This is a genomic window from Pseudomonas sp. LS-2 (assembly GCF_003605735.1).
Lineage (GTDB): Bacteria > Pseudomonadota > Gammaproteobacteria > Pseudomonadales > Pseudomonadaceae > Aquipseudomonas.
Window position 1 is genome coordinate 36,319 of sequence record NZ_QXTJ01000041.1, and the last position, 17,808, is coordinate 54,126.

Below are 17,808 nucleotides of genomic sequence, written 5' to 3' on the forward strand. Positions count from 1 at the left end.
GGCACGAAACGGCCACGGCTCCTGAACCCATCCAATAAGAAACAGGGCATCCCCTTTTCGGAGTGAGCCTGTCGGAGACACCTGTGACCGGAACATTCATTGATCAAGCCCAATTCGATGCCCTCCAGGCCTGTATGTCATACATAGAGGGCCTGGAGGCAGCGGTTCGGGATTTCTGTAACGCCATCGACCTCGGTAGCTGGAATTACGGGCAGACCCCGCCTCCTTGGGACGCAATACGTGTGGGCGAGACTCAAGCGAAGTCGTGGAGTTTGAAGAGCGGTTATGGGGTGTTTGCACACACCCATAAAGTTCTCACCGAGGCCGCCGTCTTTTACACGTATCTGATAACCATGCTACAAACGAATTCACGGGCAGAGCGAGCTTCTCCCGTCGTTGTCCTCGAAAAGCTGGCGTCCCCTCCAGGCCCCCAGCCCATGTACGCCACGGCTCCGATGTCCAATTGCTTGCAGCTGCTGCGATACCATCAGCAATGGGTTGAAGTCATAGCGGCAGTTTTCACGACTGCTAATCCGGGTTATGCAGCCGTGCGCACCGGTATTTACGAGACGCTCCCAAGGGTGATGACATTCATGTCTACTCATCTGAACGCAGTCACTACTGGTAAGCCCCCGCCCGTGCGGCTAAACGCAGCCAGACAGCATGACCGGGACGTGCGTAACCATTATTTGTCGGCAGCCGGGGCCGCCGCCAATTACCTGGTTCAATACTCACGCATCACAACGCTCTTGAATCAGGCGAATCAACGCGTCGCTCAATTAGAGAGCACGTCGACGCTGCACCGACTGCTTACGGACATTCGGTTCATTCAGGTCGAGATGAATCAGGCACTGGGCATGTGCAAAGAATTCATGGACCTGAGAGCAAATAACTAGAGAAGCAATGGCACAAAAAAACCCGCGATCACTCGCGGGTTTTATTTAAATCAGCACTGACTTACACGTAGAACGATTTCAGCGGCGGGAAGCCGTTGAATTCAACAGCACTGTAGCTGGTGGTGTAGGCGCCGGTGGACAGCCAGTACAGGCGATCGCCGATGGCCAGGTTCAACGGTAGGCCGTATTTGTAGTTCTCGTACATGATATCGGCGCTGTCGCAGGTTGGGCCTGCGATGACGACTTCTTCAACCTCGCCTTTCTTCTCGGTCCAGATCGGGAACTTGATGGCTTCGTCCATGGTTTCGATCAGGCCGGAGAACTTGCCCACATCGGTATAGACCCAACGCTCGACGGCAGTACGCGACTTACGCGCAACCAGCACTACTTCGCTGACCAGGATACCGGCGTTGGCGATCAACGAACGGCCCGGCTCCAGAATGATTTCCGGCAGATCGTCACCGAAGTCTTCTTTCAGGAAGCGGATGATTTCTTCGGCGTAGGTTTCCAGGCTGTTGGTGCGGGTGATGTAGTTGGCCGGGAAGCCGCCACCCATGTTGATCAGCTTGAGTCCGATGCCGTCTTCTTCTTTGAGGCGTTCGAAGATCACCTTCACCTTGGCGATTGCGGCGTCCCAGACACTGATGTCGCGCTGCTGCGAACCCACGTGGAAGGAAATGCCGTAAGGCACCAGGCCCAGGTCACGGGCCAGGATCAGCAGATCCATCGCCATGTCGGTCTGGCAGCCGAATTTGCGCGACAACGGCCAGTCAGCGGTGGTCGAGCCTTCGGTGAGAATCCGCACGTAGACTTTCGAGCCAGGGGCGGCTTTGGCGATGTTACGCAGGTCGGCTTCGGAGTCGGTCGCGTACAGACGCACGCCCTTGTCGTAGAAGTAGCGAATGTCTTTGGATTTCTTGATGGTGTTGCCATAGCTGATGCGATCCGGGCCAACGCCACGGTCCATCACTTTGTCCAGCTCGTAGATCGAAGCGATGTCGAAGCTCGAACCTTTCTCTTTGAGCAGGTCGATGATTTCAACGGCCGGGTTGGCCTTGACTGCGTAGTAAACCTTGGCGAATTCGAAACCGGCGCGCAGGTCGTCGTACGCCTTGCTGATCATCGCGGTGTCGATGAGCACGAACGGGGTTTCTTGCTTGTCGGCAAACGCCTTCATTTTTTCGAAGGTGCTCTTCTCGAAATAGTCTTCGACCTGAATCGACATGCGGGGGACTCCTGTTGGCAAACGGTAAAAAACAATGGGTGCAAATGAACGTCCTCCGTATCCCCACTTTGGTTCGCCTACTTCCCAAGGCATGTCGCCGAAAGCAAAAAGGCCATGAGAACGCTGGTTCTCTTGGCCTTGCTGTCTCGTCGTCAGTACTTGAGCCGGATGGATCGTTTCCAGCATGGACGTTCGGCGCGAACTGTAGGACCTGAGGGGTTCAAGATCAACAAAAAATGTCGCTTTTCTGCCCGTTTTTGCCAGACGGGCATCAGCTCTGTTCAATCTCCCTGTAGTAACCGACCGATGTGACAGGACGATGTTCCCCTTGATCCCTGCCATTGATCCCCTGTAGCAGTCCGGCTTGCCGACGGCAGTGATTTGAAAGACGCCACCGCCGGCAAGCCGGACTGCTGCAGGGGACCGGAATCAGACGCTGAAATAGGTGTCAGCAACGCCTGTCGCTGCTCCCCTAACACCAAACGATGCGGGCTTTCCCCACGTACCATTGGCGAGTTCTAGTGATGGAGATATCTGTCAGTTACCGGAGACCGCCACGCCGGAATCGGCCTACATGACGGATGGCCTACCCCCTATCGTCAGGCAGCATTTTCATTCCGTACGGTGATGCGCTCACTGGGCGAATAATGAGGGCTTAGCCGTGGGTTATTTCAAAATTGGCGGGCGTGAGCAGGGATTGGATGGGGACAAAACCACGACCAACGCGATCTGCTTTTCCAGCCTACTGCAGGGATGCCGACCATTCGCGCCGAGGTGCAAGTCACCGAGCCGACCGGTCCCGACACACTGGTCTTCGTTACTTTGAACGAGAGCAAGGTTTGCTGCCGCCTGGCGCCGGATGTCGCGCCTGCGGTGGGCGAAACCCTGACCCTGCGCAGGCGCACCTCGAAGATGGACGGGGCGCATTGCGGCTAGGGGACAAAACCAGCCCGTGCGGGCTATGCGGGCAGATCGGGGAATTGTCGAGGGTGAAAAGAGTTTCAAGTGGGATGGCATTCCCACAGCGCTGCACAACGCGATGGTGATGTGCGGATGTCCGCCGGGGACCAATCGATTGATCGCCCCATCCAGAACAAACTCGGGTTCGAATCGGGATGAAGCGTCTACGCCGCCGAAAGCGAACACCGGATCCTCGAACGTGGTGCCCTACCCTTTAGCGAAGGGGATACAGCCCGTGGGAAAAACCTGGGCGCGCAGCTTCTTCGTGACCCATAGCGAAACCGGCCAACCGCTGGCAAACCGGAAATACATCGCGACGGTAGACGGTCAGCAACGCAATGGCGCAACCGATAGCAACGGGATTGCATACATAGAAGGAGCGTCACCTAACTCCAGCGTTTCCATTCACATCCCCTTCTACTCCCCCGCACGCGAATTGATCGAGCTTGCGGGAATGACAACTCGCGAGGTCGTCACCACTACCCGGGTCGAGCAAGTGCTGCACGGCGAAACACCCAGGCCTATCGCGATCACCGTGAATGATCGAGCGGCGACGCGGGAGGCGATCATTCAGAAAGTGCGGGAATTGGGGCATGGGTTTGTGGAGCGTTCGGGATGGCATGCGAAACCGCCTGGAAAGCCACTGGAGCGGGATTGGGATTGGGATTACAGCATGATCGCTTTGCATCACGCGGGTAGGAGCTATTCGTGCAATGCCGGAGGTGAACAGATGCAGGATATTCAATCGTTCCAACAGAACAAGGAGTTCGACGATATCGGTTACCACTTCGGCATTGATTGCTCAGGGATAATCTATGAAGGCAGGGATATTCGTTCTAAAGGAGGACACCTTCTCGCCTATAACTCAAACGTGCTCGGCATTGTCCTTTTGAACAACCTGACTACACCAGAGGAAGGCAAAGATTTTGTAACGCTGGCTCGGACTATACTGGATTATTTGGGACTCAGCACCACGAACCCGCTACCAAGCCTCCAAGTTAATGCGACCATCAACCTCATTACTGCTCTAAAAGACATTTATAACATAGAGCACTTTGGTGGACATCGCGAATTCCCCCATCAAGATGAAGGCGAGGCAAAAATTTGCCCTGGAAACGTAGGAATGAATCTTGTGAAAAAAATTCGTGCAAAAACGCGCCTCCGGAAGCCAATGAAATCATGAAAAAATCACTTCTCCTATTACTCCCGTTCTTGGCAGCGTCGTTGACACTTGGCTACTACAGAGAAACGGGAGAGGCACAAATGTACACTTATGTATTTGTTAAAAAAAGCCCAACATTTCAGATGAAATTTGAAAACATATTCGCCAATCTACGCGACGACAAGAAACTCTCTAAACTCGACATTCAAGAGCGCCAGAAAGTTATAGACTATTGCAAATATCGGCTTGGCATTGATACCACACTGGAAACACAAGACGATCTTGAACGATGCAAGGCACCCTGACCATATAAACAGATGCAACCTATCACCGAGCCGAGCTTTAGTCATCGTCGTCCTCATTGGGTCAGGTACGACATTTAGTTATGTAGGCTATTACTAGACCTACGAGGAGCCGAGAACTCAGCGGCTGATTGACGGGTCACGTTACTCCGTTCACAGAGAAAATTCGCTCCCATAGATGGACTGCGTTCCACCTGTGGGGGCGAATCCATTCGCGATCGCGTCAGTTCAGGCGCTATCAAAGCGCCTGACTCAGCTACTTCAAATCGACGCCGCTTGCTCCGCCGCATCCGCCGGCGAAACGATGCTGGTCTTCTTGCCTCGGGATTGCCCCGAGCTCAGGTAGGCCGCAATCGACTCTTGCGTCACTTCACCCAGGAACACGTTTTCGGCGTCCAGCACCGGCAGCCATGCGCGGTTGAACTCGTACATGCGCGACAGCAGGATACGCAGGTGTTCGTCGTAGGCCGCCGTAGCGTTGAACGGGCGCAGGTATTGCTCGCAGGTGCCGGTCTGGCGGTGCAGGTCGCGACGGCGAACATAGCCCATGGCTTTGTTGTCGCCATCGGTGACGACGACGTAGCGGCGGTCCTGTTCGTCCATGATGTCCAGCGCGTCCGCAACCGGGGTTTCCGGGCTGACGGAGGGTGCGTTGTCGGCAGCGTCTTCGGCCTTCACCAGCAACAGGCGTTTGAGGGTGCTGTCCTGACCGACGAAGTTGCTGACGAAGTCGTCCGCCGGATGCGCCAGCAGCGTGTCCGGATGGTCGATCTGCAGCAGCTTGCCTGCGCGGAAGATGGCGATCTTGTCGCCCAGCTTGATGGCTTCGTCGATGTCGTGGCTGACCATGATCACGGTCTTGTTCAGCGCCCGCTGCATCTCGAAGAACTCGTTCTGGATCATCTCCCGGTTAATCGGGTCGACCGCGCCGAACGGTTCATCCATCAGCAGCAACGGCGCGTCGGCCGCCAGCGCACGGATCACGCCGATACGCTGTTGCTGACCACCGGACAATTCACGCGGGTAACGATGCAGATACTGCTTGGGTTCCAGCTTGATCATGCTCATCAGTTCGCGCGCGCGGTCGTGGCATTTTTGTTTATCCCAGCCCAGGAGCTTGGGAACGACCACGATGTTTTCCTCGATGGTCATGTTGGGGAACAGACCAATCTGCTGGATCACATAGCCGATGTTGCGACGCAGGGTCACCTCATCGAGTTGCGTGGTGTCTTCACCGTTGATCAATACCTTGCCGGAGGTCGGCATGATCAGGCGGTTGATCATTTTCAGCGTCGTGCTCTTGCCGCAGCCCGATGGGCCGAGGAAGACACAGATTTCGCCTTCGTTGACGGTCAGGCTCACTGAATCGACAGCCTTCACTTCCTTGCCGTTGCTCTGGAAGGTTTTGGAGAGATTTTGAAGTTCGATCATGGTTTTGACAGTCATTTGAGCAATCCTTTTGGAGTCAGCGAGCGTTGCAGCCATTGCAGAAGCAGGTCGGCAAAGATGGCCAGAATGCTGACCAGAACGGCGCCGACGATAAGCATCGACATGTCGCTGCGGCTGATGGAAGCGAGGATGAGTACGCCCAGACCACCGGCGCCGATGGTGGCGGCGATGGTCATGACGCCAATGTTCATGACCACGGCGGTGCGCACACCGGCGAGGATCACCGGTACAGCGATCGGCAGTTCGACCATGCGCAGACGCTGACCGAAGGTCATGCCAATGCCCTTGGCCGCTTCGCGAATACCGGGTTCGACGCCGGTCAATGCCAGGTAGGTGTTACGCATGATCGGCAGCAGTGAGTACAAAAACACCGCAGTGATCGCTGGCATCGGGCCCAGACCCTGACCGAACTTGGAATAGAACGGCAGCAGCAGGCCGAACAAGGCAATCGACGGAACGGTCAGCAGCACCGTGGCGCTGGCCTGCAAAGGGCCGGCGAGGGTCGGGAAGCGGGTCATGAGCACGCCCAACGGCACGCCCACCAGAATCGCCAGCGACACGGCGATGCCGACCAGCGTGATGTGTTGCAGGGTCAGGTGCATGACCTGATTCCAGTCCAGATGGGAGAACGCGCTGAGGAAGCTCATAGTTTCTCCTCTTGTTTTTCCACCGGCGTCTGCTTGATCGGAACGCTTTCGGCGGAAGGATTGATCGGATGTGTGCGCAGGAAATCGGCGGCCACGACAGAAGGACTTTCGTGATCTACATCGATGCGCGCGTTCAGATCGATCATCGTCTGGTTATCCAGCAGCGCAGCCAGCGGCTTGAGTTGCTCGGCCAACTGCGGGTGCTTGTCCAGGTACTCTTTGCGGATCACAGGGGCCGCGGTGTAATCCGGGAAGTAGTGCTTGTCGTCGTCCAGCACCTTGAGTTTGAACGCGTTCAAGCGGCCATCGGTGGTGTAGACGAGCCCGGCGAATACCTGACCGTTGCGCAGTGCGGTGTAAACCAGACCTGCGTCCATCTGACGAGTGTTTTCACGGCTCAGGTTCATGTCGTAGTGCTTGACCATGCCCACCAAGCCGTCGGAACGGTTGGCGAACTCGGTGTCGAGCGCGACGATATGACCCTCCTTGGCCTCATCCTTTAGCAAGGTTGTCAGTTGGGAAATGTTGTTGATCTGCGGATATGCCTTGGCGACCTTGTCCGGCAGCGCCAACGCATAGGTGTTGTTGAACTTCGACGGCGAGAGCCAGACCAGGCCCTTTTTCGCGTCAAGCTCTTTCACCCGCTGATAGGTCTGTTCACTGTCGAGCTTTTCGTCGACATGGTTGTAAGCCACCAGCGAAACGCCGGTGTATTCCCAGAGCATGTCGAGCTGGCCGCTTTCCTGGGCACTGCGCGCCAGGTTGCTGCCCAGGCCGCCCGTGATCTGAACCTGATAGCCCTTGTCACGCAGGTATTGCGCGGTCAACTCGGCGAGGATGGTCTGCTCGGTGAAGACCCGTGCGCCGATGCGTAATAACGGTCGTTCTGCCGGAGCGTCGGCTGCCTGAGCGAATCCGGACAGCAGCAGGCCGGCGCCCAGTATCAATGTGCATAACTTCTTCATAACAATTCCTTCTTCAGCGCGGCGGCTCAACGAGCGAGGCCACGTTCCAGCCACAGACGGCTTGCCAGGGTCACGGCGCCATCGAGGAACAGGGCCAGCAATGCGGTACACGCGGCGCCCAGTACCAGTTGCGGCTGATTGTTCAGGGCGATGCCGGGGAAGATCAGACTGCCGAGGCTGTTGGCGCCGATCAGGAAGGCCAGCGGCGCGGTCCCGACGTTGATCGCCAGCGCGACCCGTACACCGCCGATGATGATCGGCACGGCATTGGGCAGCTCGACGCGCCACAACACCTGACGCGGTGTCATGCCAATGCCGGTGGCGGCTTCTTTGAGAGAACCCTGAACGTTTTTCAGGCCTTCGTAGGTGTTGCGCACGATGGGCAACAGCGAGGCGAGGAACAGCGCGAAGATCGCAGGTCCACTGCCGATACCCAGGACACCCAGGGCAATGGCCAGTACTGCGAGAGGAGGAACGGTGTTACCGATGTTGAAAATCTGCATGAAGCGTTCGGCGCGGCCAACCATATTCGGTCGGCTCAAGACAATGCCGGTCGGGATTCCGACCACCAGTGCCGCCAGCATCGATGCCAGGACAAGCATCACATGCGCTTGCAGATAAAACAGCAGATCATCCTGATACTGCCTGATGGTACTGATGCCGATCCATTGGACCAGCAGGGCCAGAAGTGCGATGACAATCACACCTCCCATTAGCCCCTTGCCATAGCGATTAGCCACGGGCGGACTCCTTATTTCAGTCGGCGAACGCCTCGCAGGGGATTGGCTTTTCAGCCAGTTTGCGAACGTTCGCGAAGAGCAGCGGGTGGGTCGCCGGAAAGGGTGCAACCTCGGCGAAAACACAAGCCATGAGCGCAGCTTCGTCAAGCTAACTTGCTGATTTTGCAAACCTTGGCCGTTTGCGTTGCCAGGGAATGGACGTCTCCACAACCGCAAAGGTTCCCACGTAGGATGCTATTTGGCCACCCTTGATCGACTGAACGGTTCGGTTATTGACTTGGTTTGGGCTATAATCGCCGCCCTTTTTTGAATCACCTCTCGGGCGATTTCCCATGACCAGACAGGCCGCCGAAGTCGCGAAACGCCGCACTTTCGCCATTATTTCCCACCCCGATGCCGGTAAGACCACCATCACTGAAAAGCTTCTGCTGATGGGCAAGGCGATTGCCGTCGCCGGTACGGTCAAATCCCGCAAATCCGATCGCCATGCCACGTCCGACTGGATGGAGATGGAGAAACAGCGGGGTATTTCCATTACCACATCGGTCATGCAGTTCCCGTATCGCGAACACATGATCAACCTGCTCGACACCCCGGGCCACGAAGACTTCTCCGAAGACACCTACCGCACGCTGACCGCAGTGGACTCGGCACTGATGGTCCTCGACGGCGGTAAAGGTGTCGAGCCTCGCACCATCGCCCTGATGGACGTCTGCCGTCTGCGTGACACGCCAATCGTCAGCTTCATCAACAAGCTCGACCGCGACATCCGCGACCCGATCGAACTGCTCGACGAAATCGAAGCGGTCCTGAAGATCAAGGCTGCGCCGATCACCTGGCCGATCGGTTGCTACCGCGATTTCAAGGGCGTGTACCACCTGGCCGACGACTACATCATTGTCTACACCGCTGGTCACGGCCATGAACGCACCGAAACCAAGATCATCCAGAAGCTGGATTCCGACGAGGCCCGCGCGCATCTGGGCGACGAGTACGACCGCTTCGTCGAGCAGCTGGAACTGGTGCAAGGCGCCTGTCACACCTTCGATCAGCAGGAGTTCCTGGACGGTCAGCTGACCCCGGTGTTCTTCGGGACTGCACTGGGTAACTTCGGTGTCGATCACGTACTCGACGCCGTGGTCGACTGGGCCCCGCTGCCGCTGCCGCGTGTTGCCAACGAGCGGACCGTCGAGCCTGTCGAAGAGAAGTTCTCAGGCTTCGTGTTCAAGATTCAGGCGAACATGGACCCCAAGCACCGCGACCGTATCGCGTTCATGCGCATCTGCTCGGGCAAGTACGACAAGGGCATGAAAATGCGCCATGTCCGTACCGGCAAAGATGTACGCATCGGTGACGCACTGACGTTCTTCTCCAGCGAGCGTGAGCAACTGGAAGAAGCCTACGCCGGTGACATCATCGGTCTGCACAACCACGGCACGATCCAGATCGGCGACACTTTCACCGAAGGCGAAGCGCTGGGCTTTACCGGTATCCCGCACTTCGCTCCGGAACTGTTCCGTCGTGTGCGTCTGAAGGATCCGCTGAAATCCAAGCAGTTGCGTCAGGGTCTGCAGCAGCTCGCAGAAGAGGGCGCCACGCAGGTGTTCTTCCCGACGCGCAGCAACGACATCATTCTGGGCGCCGTCGGTGTGCTGCAGTTCGATGTGGTCGCCAGCCGCCTGAAGGAAGAATACAAGGTCGAATGCGCCTACGAGCCGATTACCGTGTGGTCAGCCCGCTGGATCGACAGCAGCGACAAGAAGAAGCTCGAGGAATTCGAGAACAAGGCCGTGGAAAACCTGGCCCTGGACGGCGGCGGTCACCTGACCTATCTGGCGCCGACCCGGGTCAATCTGGCCCTGATGGAAGAGCGCTGGCCGGATATCAAATTCCGTGCGACGCGTGAGCATCATTAAGATGTGATCCATGATCGTTCCCACGCAGAGCGTGGGAACGATCACTCCAAGACACGGTTACTTAACCACCATCCCCACTCCCCGCCCACGCGGGTCGGACGCGGTTTCGACTTTCGTGCCGTCGATCTTGATCGCCTGCACGTTGCCCATCGACCAGCCTTGATCCTTGAGCGTATAGCCCATGGTCTCCAGTTCTTCGGCCACCGGTATCGGCAGAGGCGCGAATTTCTCGGTGAAGATCGTGTCCTTCGGCAACAACTGGTGATGAACCCGCTGCGCCGCGACGGCATCCTTCAACGGCATGTGGAAATCATAGAGATTGTTCAGCACCTGAAAGACCGTGGTGAAAATCCTCGAGCCGCCGGGCGTCCCCAACACCAGCGTCACTACGCCGTCACGCGTCACCAGGCCAGGACTCATCGACGACAGCATGCGCTTGCCCGGCTCGATGGCATTCGCATCGCCACCGACCACACCGAACGCATTGGCAACGCCCGGCTTTGAGCTGAAGTCGTCCATCTCGTCATTCATCAAGAAGCCCGCTCCCTCGACCACCACGCCGCTGCCGTAATCCCAGTTCAGGGTGTAGGTGTTGCTGACTGCGTTGCCGCTGGAGTCGACGATGGAAAAGTGCGTGGTCTGGTGCGACTCAAGACCGGCCTTGATATGTTCGGTCGGTGAAATCGCATTCGGGTTGACCTCTTGAGCCCGCTGGACGAGATAAGCGTGGTCTGTCAGCTGGCTGACTGGCGCTTTGGAGAAGTCCGGATCGCCGAGGTAGTTTGCGCGGTCAGCGAACACGCGCTTCTCAATTTCCGCCAGCAGGTGAATGTAGCGCGCCGAGTTCAGCGGCACGCCTTTGAAGTCGCTGCTCAACTGCTGCTTGATGCCGATCAGTTGCGCCAGCGCCACGCCGCCCGAACTGGGCAGCGGCGCGGTGTAGAGGGTGTTGCCGTCGAAGTTGACGCGCAACGGCTTGCGCCATACGGCCTTGTAATCGGCCAGGTCCTGCCTGGTGATCAGGCCGTTGTCGTGCTGCATCTGCGCCACCAGCAAGTCAGCCGTCTGCCCCTGATAGAACTCGTTGGCGCCCTTGTCGCCGATACGCTCCAGGGTCTTGGCCAGTTCCGGCTGACGGAAGGTCTCACCGGTTTTCATGCCGCCGAAGTAGTCGCCAAAGTTGGTTTTGCCGTTGAGCTGCTTGATCGCCGCTTCGCCGTACATGTATTGCTTGTCGGCGACTTTGAAGCCGTTCCTGGCGTAGCCGATCGCCGGGGTCAGCAGTTCGGCCCATGGCAATTTGCCGAATTTCTGATGCGCTTCCCACAGGCCCATGACGGTGCCGGGCACGCCGGAAGCACGGGCGCCCACCAGGCTCATGCCCGGAATGACGTTGCCCTTTTCATCCAGATACATGTCGCGGCTTGCGGCCTTGGGAGCGGTTTCGCGGTAGTCGAGAAAGTAGGGCTTGCCCTTGATGAACAGGGTCATGAACCCTCCGCCGCCAATGTTGCCGGCTTCGGGGTACGTCACGGCCAATGTGAATGCCGTGGCGACTGCCGCATCAACGGCATTCCCGCCTTTCTTCAGAATCTGCGCAGCGACTTGCGCGCCGTATTGATCAGGCGCTGCAACGGCGCCGCCTTCCAGCGCGATGGCATACACCGGTGAACTCGCGGCGAAGATCACCGACAAGGCTAGGGTCTTGAGGGTCACGACTCGCATGGGGCTTCCTTAATGAGCGGATGCGACAGCTTGGTACGCGGGTGCTGTATGAAAGCTGTCTGAAGGCTGACGAGACTAACGGTCCAGTCGCTCATTAATGATGAAACTTCCCGCAAACGCAAATGGCCACCCGAAGGTGGCCGTTCATTGCACGTCAGCGGCGTATCAACCTTTGAGCATGTCGTGCTTGATCCACTCGATCACCGACGTGCGCTTAGGCACCCAGCCCAACAACTCGCGAGCGTTTTTGCCGCGGACCCGGCTGTTGGAGCCCAGGCCGTAGTTGGCCATCTCATAGCCCCATTCTGCTTCTGCGTCTTTCAGCGGCCAGTCCTGAGACTTACCAAGCCCCATCGCTTCGGCCATGGCATTGGTCATGTCGACGAAAGATGCTTCCCCGCTTTCGACGAAGTAGAACGTACCCGCCGGGTTCTTCTCCAGCGCCAGCGCATACAGCTCGACAACGTCCTCGATGAAGACGTTGGACCAGACGTTTTCCCCCGGGCCGACGTGGCGCACGATGCCGCTCTTGCGGGCCTGTTTTAGCAGCCGCGGCAACTGCACGCTGTCGCGGTCCACGCCCAGGCTCAGGCCGTAGATCAAGGTGTTGCAGATCACGGCGGAGCGCACGCCGTCTTTTGCAGAGGCGATAACCAGATCGTCGATGGCGACGCGCGCGGCTTTGTCAGGGGTCGCGGCAGGCAACGTGTCTTCATAGTAAATCTGGCCGCCGCCCTTACCGCCGGACGCATCACCGACGATGCTCGAACCGCTGGTATGCAGGAGAGGTTTGTTCGAACCTTTCAGCCCCTCGATCAGCGCTTCCACTGCGCCCCTGTGATCGCTGCTAGCCGCGTTGATCACGCCATCGGCCTTGCGCGCCTGTTCGATCAGCATTGCCCTGTCGTCGAGCGTGCCAATCACCGGAACGATACCCAGGGTTTTCATTTCATCGGCCTGCTCGGCGCTGCGCACCAGGCCAGTGACCTGATGGCCCTTTTTGACCAGGCCGGTTGCGATGGAGCCACCGATAAAACCTGCGGCGCCGGTAATGAAAATGTTCATGGGATGACTCCTGTGTGATGTAAATGATGGAGTCAGTATCGGCGTGTGATTCGATACGAAAAAGGCAGCTGAGCCCAAATGACTATTGCGTGCAGGTCACGAATAGCCGATTCACCACCACTTTTTGTAGCAGTGCGGCTTGCCGACGGAGGCGCGCTTGACACCCCTACCGCCGGCAAACGAGATTACTACACAAGCTCACAGCACCACCCGCTCACGCCGCAGATTCAGCGCCAGCACGCTGCTCAACACAACGACCGAACCCACGACCACCATGACCGAGGGCATTTCCCCGAGCAGCACCGAGGCGATGGCGATGGCCATGGGTGGTGTCAGGTACAGGCTCATGGAGGCGCGGCTGACTTCCATGTGTTTGAGCACGTATGCCCAAGCCAGATAGGCCAGCGCACTGGGAAAAAAGCCAAGCACACCCACGGCAATGTTGACCCGCAGCGGTGCATTGACGATTTCGCCCATCAGTCCGGGCAAGTAAATGAGCAGGAAAAAGGTCCCGGCCCAGATCGTGTAGCAGACCATGGTCAGACCGTCGTAACGGTGGCTGTAGCGCTTTTGCAGTGAGAAATAGACGCTCCAGGAAAATGCCGCGAGCAAGACCAGCAAGCCGCGCACATCGATATGCCCGAAACCGCGATCCCCGGTGATGACAATTGCCACGCCGACCAGTCCCCACGCCACGCAGGTCCAGCGCCAGCCGCTGACGCGCTCCTTGAACACGAAATGTGCGAGCAGTGCAGTGAACAGCGGCATCGATTGAATCAGCACGCTCGATGCCCCGGCAGTGACGCCCGCCTGGCCGAAATTCAGCGCGATGTGATGCAGGCTGACCGCGAAAAAACCCAGCACGCCGAGCAGCGGAAGGTCCCTCAAACGCGGCAGCGAAATACGCAGTGAAGAGGCGATGATCGCCATGAATACCGATGCAATGATGAAGCGCAGCAAGGCCAGATGGCCGGGTTCGTAGCCTTGGAGGCCGATGCGGATCCCGGTCGGCGAAAAGCCCCAGCAGGCAATGACGAAGAAAGTCGCCAATGCCACCTTCAATCCATGCCAGCGCAAACCCGGCTGTTCAGAACCGCTCGTCAACGCAACCGGTTCGTTCACCACGCTCATATCGATGCTCCCACTCGCAGACGTTTTACCCGCGCTTGGCTGCGAGTATCGAAACAACCTATGCTCACCACAACCGAACAATAATGACGCAACCATTCACTTTTGGTGATGCATGGAACTGGCCCAGATCCGTATGTTCAAGACCGTCGCCGACACGGGCAGCATCGCCCGTGCGGCTGAGGTTCTGCACTGCGTGCCGTCGAACATCACAGCGCGCATCAAGGCGCTGGAGGCAGAGCTCGGTACCGAATTGTTCTTTCGCCATGGCCGGGGTTTGCGCATCAGCCCGGCGGGAGAAATCTTTCTGACCTACGCCGGGCGAATGCTCAGCCTGGCGGAAGAAGCCAAGCGTGCGGTGCATCCCGATGCAACCCCTTCTGGCCCCTTGCGCATTGGTGCCATCGAGTCGTCAGCCACGTCACGATTACCGCGATTACTCGCGCGTTTTCACGCGCGCTATCCAGACGTGTCTCTGGAGCTGACGACCGGCACCGGCCCGCAACTGCTGGATGCCACGCTCAATCACAAACTCGACGGCGCGATTGTTGCCATTGACGTCAAACGACCCAGACTCAAGCGCACGTCGATGTATCGCGAGGATCTGGTGCTTATCGCCGCCGAATCCCTGGGGCCGATTCGCAGCGCGGCAGATCTGCAGGGCAAATCGATCTTCATGTGGCCCGAAGGCTGTCCGTATCGCGCCGCACTGGAACGCTGGTTGCTGAACAACGGCCAGACGCAGCCCATCATCAGCATCGCCAGTTACGGCACCATCGTGGGTTGTGTCAGTGCGGGGGCGGGCGTTGCGCTGGTGCCCAAAGGCGTGTTCGAGCAGTACCACAAAGGCTCTGGCTGGGTGGGTTACGAATTTGCGGAACTGACCTCCATCGACAACCTGTTCTACTGGCACGAAAACGCTGAACACCATCCGGCGAGGGAGGCGTTCGTAGAGATGTTGCGTGCGGAGTTCAGTGGGGTTCGGTAGATCAGACTGCTTCTGGCCGCAGGCCGTGGGAGTTCGGCTTGCCAGCGATCTGCCGGGCACCGGCAGTAGAATCAGACACTTCGCCGTGTCAGGTGTATCCCGCCCGCCGGATTTGCTGCCGCTTCGCGCCAGATCGCTGGCAAGCCAAGCTCCCACGGCCTCTGGCCAGAATCAAGAGCACCCTCCACAGCAAGCCGGAAGGCTAGTGGATTAACGCCGCCTCAAGCCGCGTAATTCGCCAATTTCTGCTGAATGAAATCCAGAAAACACTGGATCCGCAAAGCCAACTGCGAGTTGCGGTAGTACACCGCGTGAATCGGCTGGCGATAGCCGCTGTTGGCCTCGGGCAGGATGACGTTCAGTCGCCCTGACCGGATGTCCTCATGGGTCATGAAGTGCGACAGGCAGACGATCCCCTCCCCCGCGAGCGCCAGTTGACGCAGCGTCTCGCCGCTGGAAGCCGATACCGTCGGATGAATGAACAAGCGATCGCCGTCGGCATGCCGCAACGGCCAGTGATTGAGGGTTTCGGTCTGAGTGAAGCCCAACAGCGAATGCCCGCTCAACGCTTCCACGTTCTTCGGTCTGCCGTGTTTTTTCAGGTATTCGGGGCTGGCCAGGATGTTCAGCGGACTGGTGCCCAGCGAGCGCGCATGCAGCGTCGAATCGGCGAGGGCACCGATGCGGATTGCCACGTCGGTGCTCTGTTCCAGCAGATCGATGATCAGATCATTGCTGTTGAGCTCCAGTTGAATGTCCGGGTACATCGCCCGAAACTCAGCGACGTAGGGCACGATGGAGTGCAGCATGAACGGCGAGGCGGCGTTGATCCGCAAGCGCCCGGACGGCGTCTGCTGACGCAACGACAAGCGCTCTTCCAACTCCTCCATCTGCGCGAGAATCTGCCTTGCATGCTCAAGGAAAAACTTGCCTTCCTCGGTCAGGTCCATGCGCCGGGTCGTGCGGTTGATCAACGTGGTGTCGAGCTTGGCTTCAAGCCGTGACAAGGTGCGACTGATCGCCGACGGCGTCTGGCCAATCTGCTCGGCAGCGGCCGAAATCGAACCGCTTTCGATCACTGAAACGAACACCTGCAATTCATCGGATCGGGCTTTCACTGTTGTCCTCCGCTCAAAGGCAGGCTGGATATTAGCGCTGTTTGGAGCAAAAGACCGAGCGTTCACGAATGTCCTCTCACGGCAACAGCCCGGCCAAACGGTAGGAGTGAATGCTCGCGCTCTTGACGCCGTCTTCCTTCGCCGGTTCTCGAAAGCTCAAGCCGTTATAGCCGCGGGTCTGCACCATTTTCCGGGCCGCTGCCATGATCGTTTCTGGACCTGATGCAACAAGACCCGCGCGGCCCGATCAGGCCGCACGGGTTTTCAGGCGCCGGATCAGACGCCAAATACAGATGCCAGATGCGCTTCATAGCGCTTCACGTCAGCGTCGATGTTCGGCACTTTCATCACATCCACCGCCAGGAAGGTCGGCAATCCGGTCATGCCCAAGAACTGGTTGGCCTTGTGGAACGGGAAGTAGACCGCGTCCACGCCCTTGGCTTCGAAGAAGTCGGTCGGGTCGTCGAAAGCTTGCTGCGGCGCATTCCAGGTCGCTGAAATCATGTACTGCTTGCCCTGCAAGAGACCGCCGCTGCCGTACTTCTGCGAACTGTCGGAGCGCGTACGACCGTCATTGGCGTAAAGGCTGCCATGCCCTTCGGTGAAGACTTCATCGATGTACTTCTTCACGGTCCACGGCGCGCCCATCCACCAACCCGGCATCTGCCAGACGATCACATCAGCCCAGAGAAACTTCTGCACTTCTTCGGCGACATCGTAGCCACCATCGATAAAGGTCTGCTTCACGTCGAAGCCAACGCGGTCCATGAAGGCCAGTGCGGTGTCGTGGAGGGTTGCGTTGTAACGGCCTTCGGAGTGAGCGAATTGTTTGCCGCCGTTAAGGAACAGTACGTTTTTCATAAAAAGCCTCGTCGTTGCCCGCGTCGTCAGCCCATCAGGGCGTGGAGCGAGCGTTGGAGATGGAAAGGGTTGGAAGCTGGAATGGACGGCAGGATAACGAACACGCGAGGATGAAATAAGCGACCCCGAAGCAAAAAACATTTGCCTGACAAGCACGAATGGAACAGAGATTATTGACTTAAAATTTTCTCACTTTCATTTCAGGAGGCATCCATGAGCGATCTGCACGGTTTCATTCTTCATGCCCAGACCAAGCCGGAAAAAGCGGCTGAGTTCGAAGCGCTGTTCAGCGGCTACGTCGCGGCCAGTCGTAGCGAAGACGGCTGCATCGAATACCACATGCTGCGCGATCAGCAGGACCCGACGCTGTTCATCTTCTACGAGATCTGGCAATCGACGGCCCATCTGAATGTCCACTCGGGTCTGCCGCACATGGCGAGCTTCTTCGAAAACCGCATGGATTATCTGGTGCGTGATTTCGATATCCGCCGGGTCGACATGATCAGCCCGTCCTCGGCCATTCGATAACCCCGGCTTAGCCGACAATCAACAGGTGCGGGCCAACAGCCTGAGGTTATCCTGAGCCCTGCGGCCGGCTTTGAAACCTGCAACGGATTGAGTCAGCCTTCCGGGCGCTTGCCGAATACGCCAACGCCTGTTG

At 57.9% G+C, this 17,808-nt stretch carries 17 protein-coding genes and 1 pseudogene; 7 read left to right on the forward strand and 11 right to left on the reverse strand.

Features of this window, described 5'->3' with window-relative positions:
* Positions 1 to 83 precede the first annotated feature (83 nt).
* Positions 84 to 896: a hypothetical protein gene (locus D3M70_RS27045; protein WP_120128869.1), complete on the forward strand. Its 813-nt coding sequence runs from the start codon at positions 84 to 86 to the stop codon at positions 894 to 896.
* Between the two features lie 61 nt (positions 897 to 957).
* Here D3M70_RS27045 and D3M70_RS27050 read toward each other — a convergent pair whose 3' ends face one another.
* Positions 958 to 2,121 (reverse strand): type III PLP-dependent enzyme, encoded by a 1,164-nt coding sequence (locus D3M70_RS27050; RefSeq protein WP_120128871.1) that lies wholly within the window; start codon positions 2,119 to 2,121, stop codon positions 958 to 960.
* Between the two features lie 750 nt (positions 2,122 to 2,871).
* Between D3M70_RS27050 and D3M70_RS27055 the strand changes: the two are divergent.
* From D3M70_RS27055 to D3M70_RS27065, 3 genes and pseudogenes are all read left to right on the forward strand, one after another.
* Positions 2,872 to 3,036 (forward strand): annotated as a pseudogene (locus tag D3M70_RS27055) (TOBE domain-containing protein); the annotation flags it as partial.
* Positions 3,037 to 3,316: 280 nt separating this feature from the next.
* Positions 3,317 to 4,264: an N-acetylmuramoyl-L-alanine amidase gene (locus tag D3M70_RS27060; protein WP_256660004.1), complete on the forward strand. Its 948-nt coding sequence runs from the start codon at positions 3,317 to 3,319 to the stop codon at positions 4,262 to 4,264.
* Positions 4,261 to 4,548, forward strand: coding sequence for a hypothetical protein (locus tag D3M70_RS27065; RefSeq protein ID WP_120128872.1), 288 nt, complete (start codon positions 4,261 to 4,263; stop codon positions 4,546 to 4,548). The genes D3M70_RS27060 and D3M70_RS27065 overlap by 4 nt, the downstream gene beginning before the upstream one ends.
* A gap of 258 nt (positions 4,549 to 4,806) precedes the next feature.
* On the opposite strand, the gene D3M70_RS27070 is transcribed toward D3M70_RS27065, so the two are convergent.
* From D3M70_RS27070 to D3M70_RS27085, 4 genes are read right to left on the reverse strand one after another with little or no spacing between them, the layout of a single operon-like run.
* Positions 4,807 to 5,976: a betaine/proline/choline family ABC transporter ATP-binding protein gene (locus tag D3M70_RS27070; protein WP_120128915.1), complete on the reverse strand. Its 1,170-nt coding sequence runs from the start codon at positions 5,974 to 5,976 to the stop codon at positions 4,807 to 4,809.
* An 11-nt stretch (positions 5,977 to 5,987) separates the two neighbouring features.
* On the reverse strand, positions 5,988 to 6,641 hold the full coding sequence (locus tag D3M70_RS27075; RefSeq protein WP_120128874.1) for an ABC transporter permease: 654 nt from the start codon (positions 6,639 to 6,641) through the stop codon (positions 5,988 to 5,990).
* The gene (locus D3M70_RS27080) at positions 6,638 to 7,606 is read right to left on the reverse strand and encodes a glycine betaine ABC transporter substrate-binding protein (protein ID WP_120128875.1); all 969 of its coding nucleotides are present in this window, start codon (positions 7,604 to 7,606) and stop codon (positions 6,638 to 6,640) included. Before D3M70_RS27080 ends, D3M70_RS27075 begins: the two co-directional genes overlap by 4 nt.
* A gap of 26 nt (positions 7,607 to 7,632) precedes the next feature.
* Positions 7,633 to 8,346: an ABC transporter permease gene (locus D3M70_RS27085; RefSeq protein WP_074756088.1), complete on the reverse strand. Its 714-nt coding sequence runs from the start codon at positions 8,344 to 8,346 to the stop codon at positions 7,633 to 7,635.
* Between the two features lie 332 nt (positions 8,347 to 8,678).
* Here D3M70_RS27085 and D3M70_RS27095 point away from each other — a divergent pair, with 332 nt between their 5' ends.
* Positions 8,679 to 10,262, forward strand: coding sequence for a peptide chain release factor 3 (locus tag D3M70_RS27095; protein WP_120128877.1), 1,584 nt, complete (start codon positions 8,679 to 8,681; stop codon positions 10,260 to 10,262).
* A gap of 57 nt (positions 10,263 to 10,319) precedes the next feature.
* Here the strand turns inward: D3M70_RS27095 and ggt are convergent, their stop codons facing one another.
* The 3 genes from ggt to D3M70_RS27110 form a co-directional block, all read right to left on the reverse strand.
* Positions 10,320 to 11,987 (reverse strand): gamma-glutamyltransferase, encoded by a 1,668-nt coding sequence (ggt, locus tag D3M70_RS27100; RefSeq protein ID WP_120128878.1) that lies wholly within the window; start codon positions 11,985 to 11,987, stop codon positions 10,320 to 10,322.
* Positions 11,988 to 12,152: 165 nt separating this feature from the next.
* A complete protein-coding gene (locus D3M70_RS27105) occupies positions 12,153 to 13,052 on the reverse strand; it encodes an NAD-dependent epimerase/dehydratase family protein (protein WP_120128880.1) in 900 nt (299 codons plus the stop codon).
* A 198-nt stretch (positions 13,053 to 13,250) separates the two neighbouring features.
* On the reverse strand, positions 13,251 to 14,183 hold the full coding sequence (locus D3M70_RS27110; protein WP_120128882.1) for a DMT family transporter: 933 nt from the start codon (positions 14,181 to 14,183) through the stop codon (positions 13,251 to 13,253).
* Positions 14,184 to 14,295: 112 nt separating this feature from the next.
* Between D3M70_RS27110 and D3M70_RS27115 the strand changes: the two genes are divergently transcribed.
* Positions 14,296 to 15,168 (forward strand): LysR family transcriptional regulator, encoded by an 873-nt coding sequence (locus tag D3M70_RS27115; protein WP_120128883.1) that lies wholly within the window; start codon positions 14,296 to 14,298, stop codon positions 15,166 to 15,168.
* Positions 15,169 to 15,389: 221 nt separating this feature from the next.
* Here D3M70_RS27115 and D3M70_RS27120 read toward each other — a convergent pair whose 3' ends face one another.
* The 3 genes from D3M70_RS27120 to D3M70_RS27130 all read right to left on the reverse strand — a co-directional run bounded on the left by D3M70_RS27120 (position 15,390) and on the right by D3M70_RS27130 (position 17,147).
* Complete coding sequence (locus D3M70_RS27120) at positions 15,390 to 16,286, reverse strand: LysR family transcriptional regulator (RefSeq protein ID WP_120128885.1); 897 nt, start codon at positions 16,284 to 16,286, stop codon at positions 15,390 to 15,392.
* Between the two features lie 76 nt (positions 16,287 to 16,362).
* Complete coding sequence (locus tag D3M70_RS27125; RefSeq protein ID WP_256660005.1) at positions 16,363 to 16,491, reverse strand: TetR family transcriptional regulator; 129 nt, start codon at positions 16,489 to 16,491, stop codon at positions 16,363 to 16,365.
* Positions 16,492 to 16,562: 71 nt separating this feature from the next.
* A complete protein-coding gene (locus D3M70_RS27130) occupies positions 16,563 to 17,147 on the reverse strand; it encodes an NAD(P)H-dependent oxidoreductase (protein ID WP_120128886.1) in 585 nt (194 codons plus the stop codon).
* Positions 17,148 to 17,360: 213 nt separating this feature from the next.
* On the opposite strand from D3M70_RS27130, the gene D3M70_RS27135 reads away from it, so the two are divergent.
* Positions 17,361 to 17,675, forward strand: a complete 315-nt coding sequence (locus tag D3M70_RS27135; protein WP_120128888.1) for a putative quinol monooxygenase — start codon at positions 17,361 to 17,363, stop codon at positions 17,673 to 17,675.
* The last annotated feature ends 133 nt before the right edge of the window (positions 17,676 to 17,808 follow it).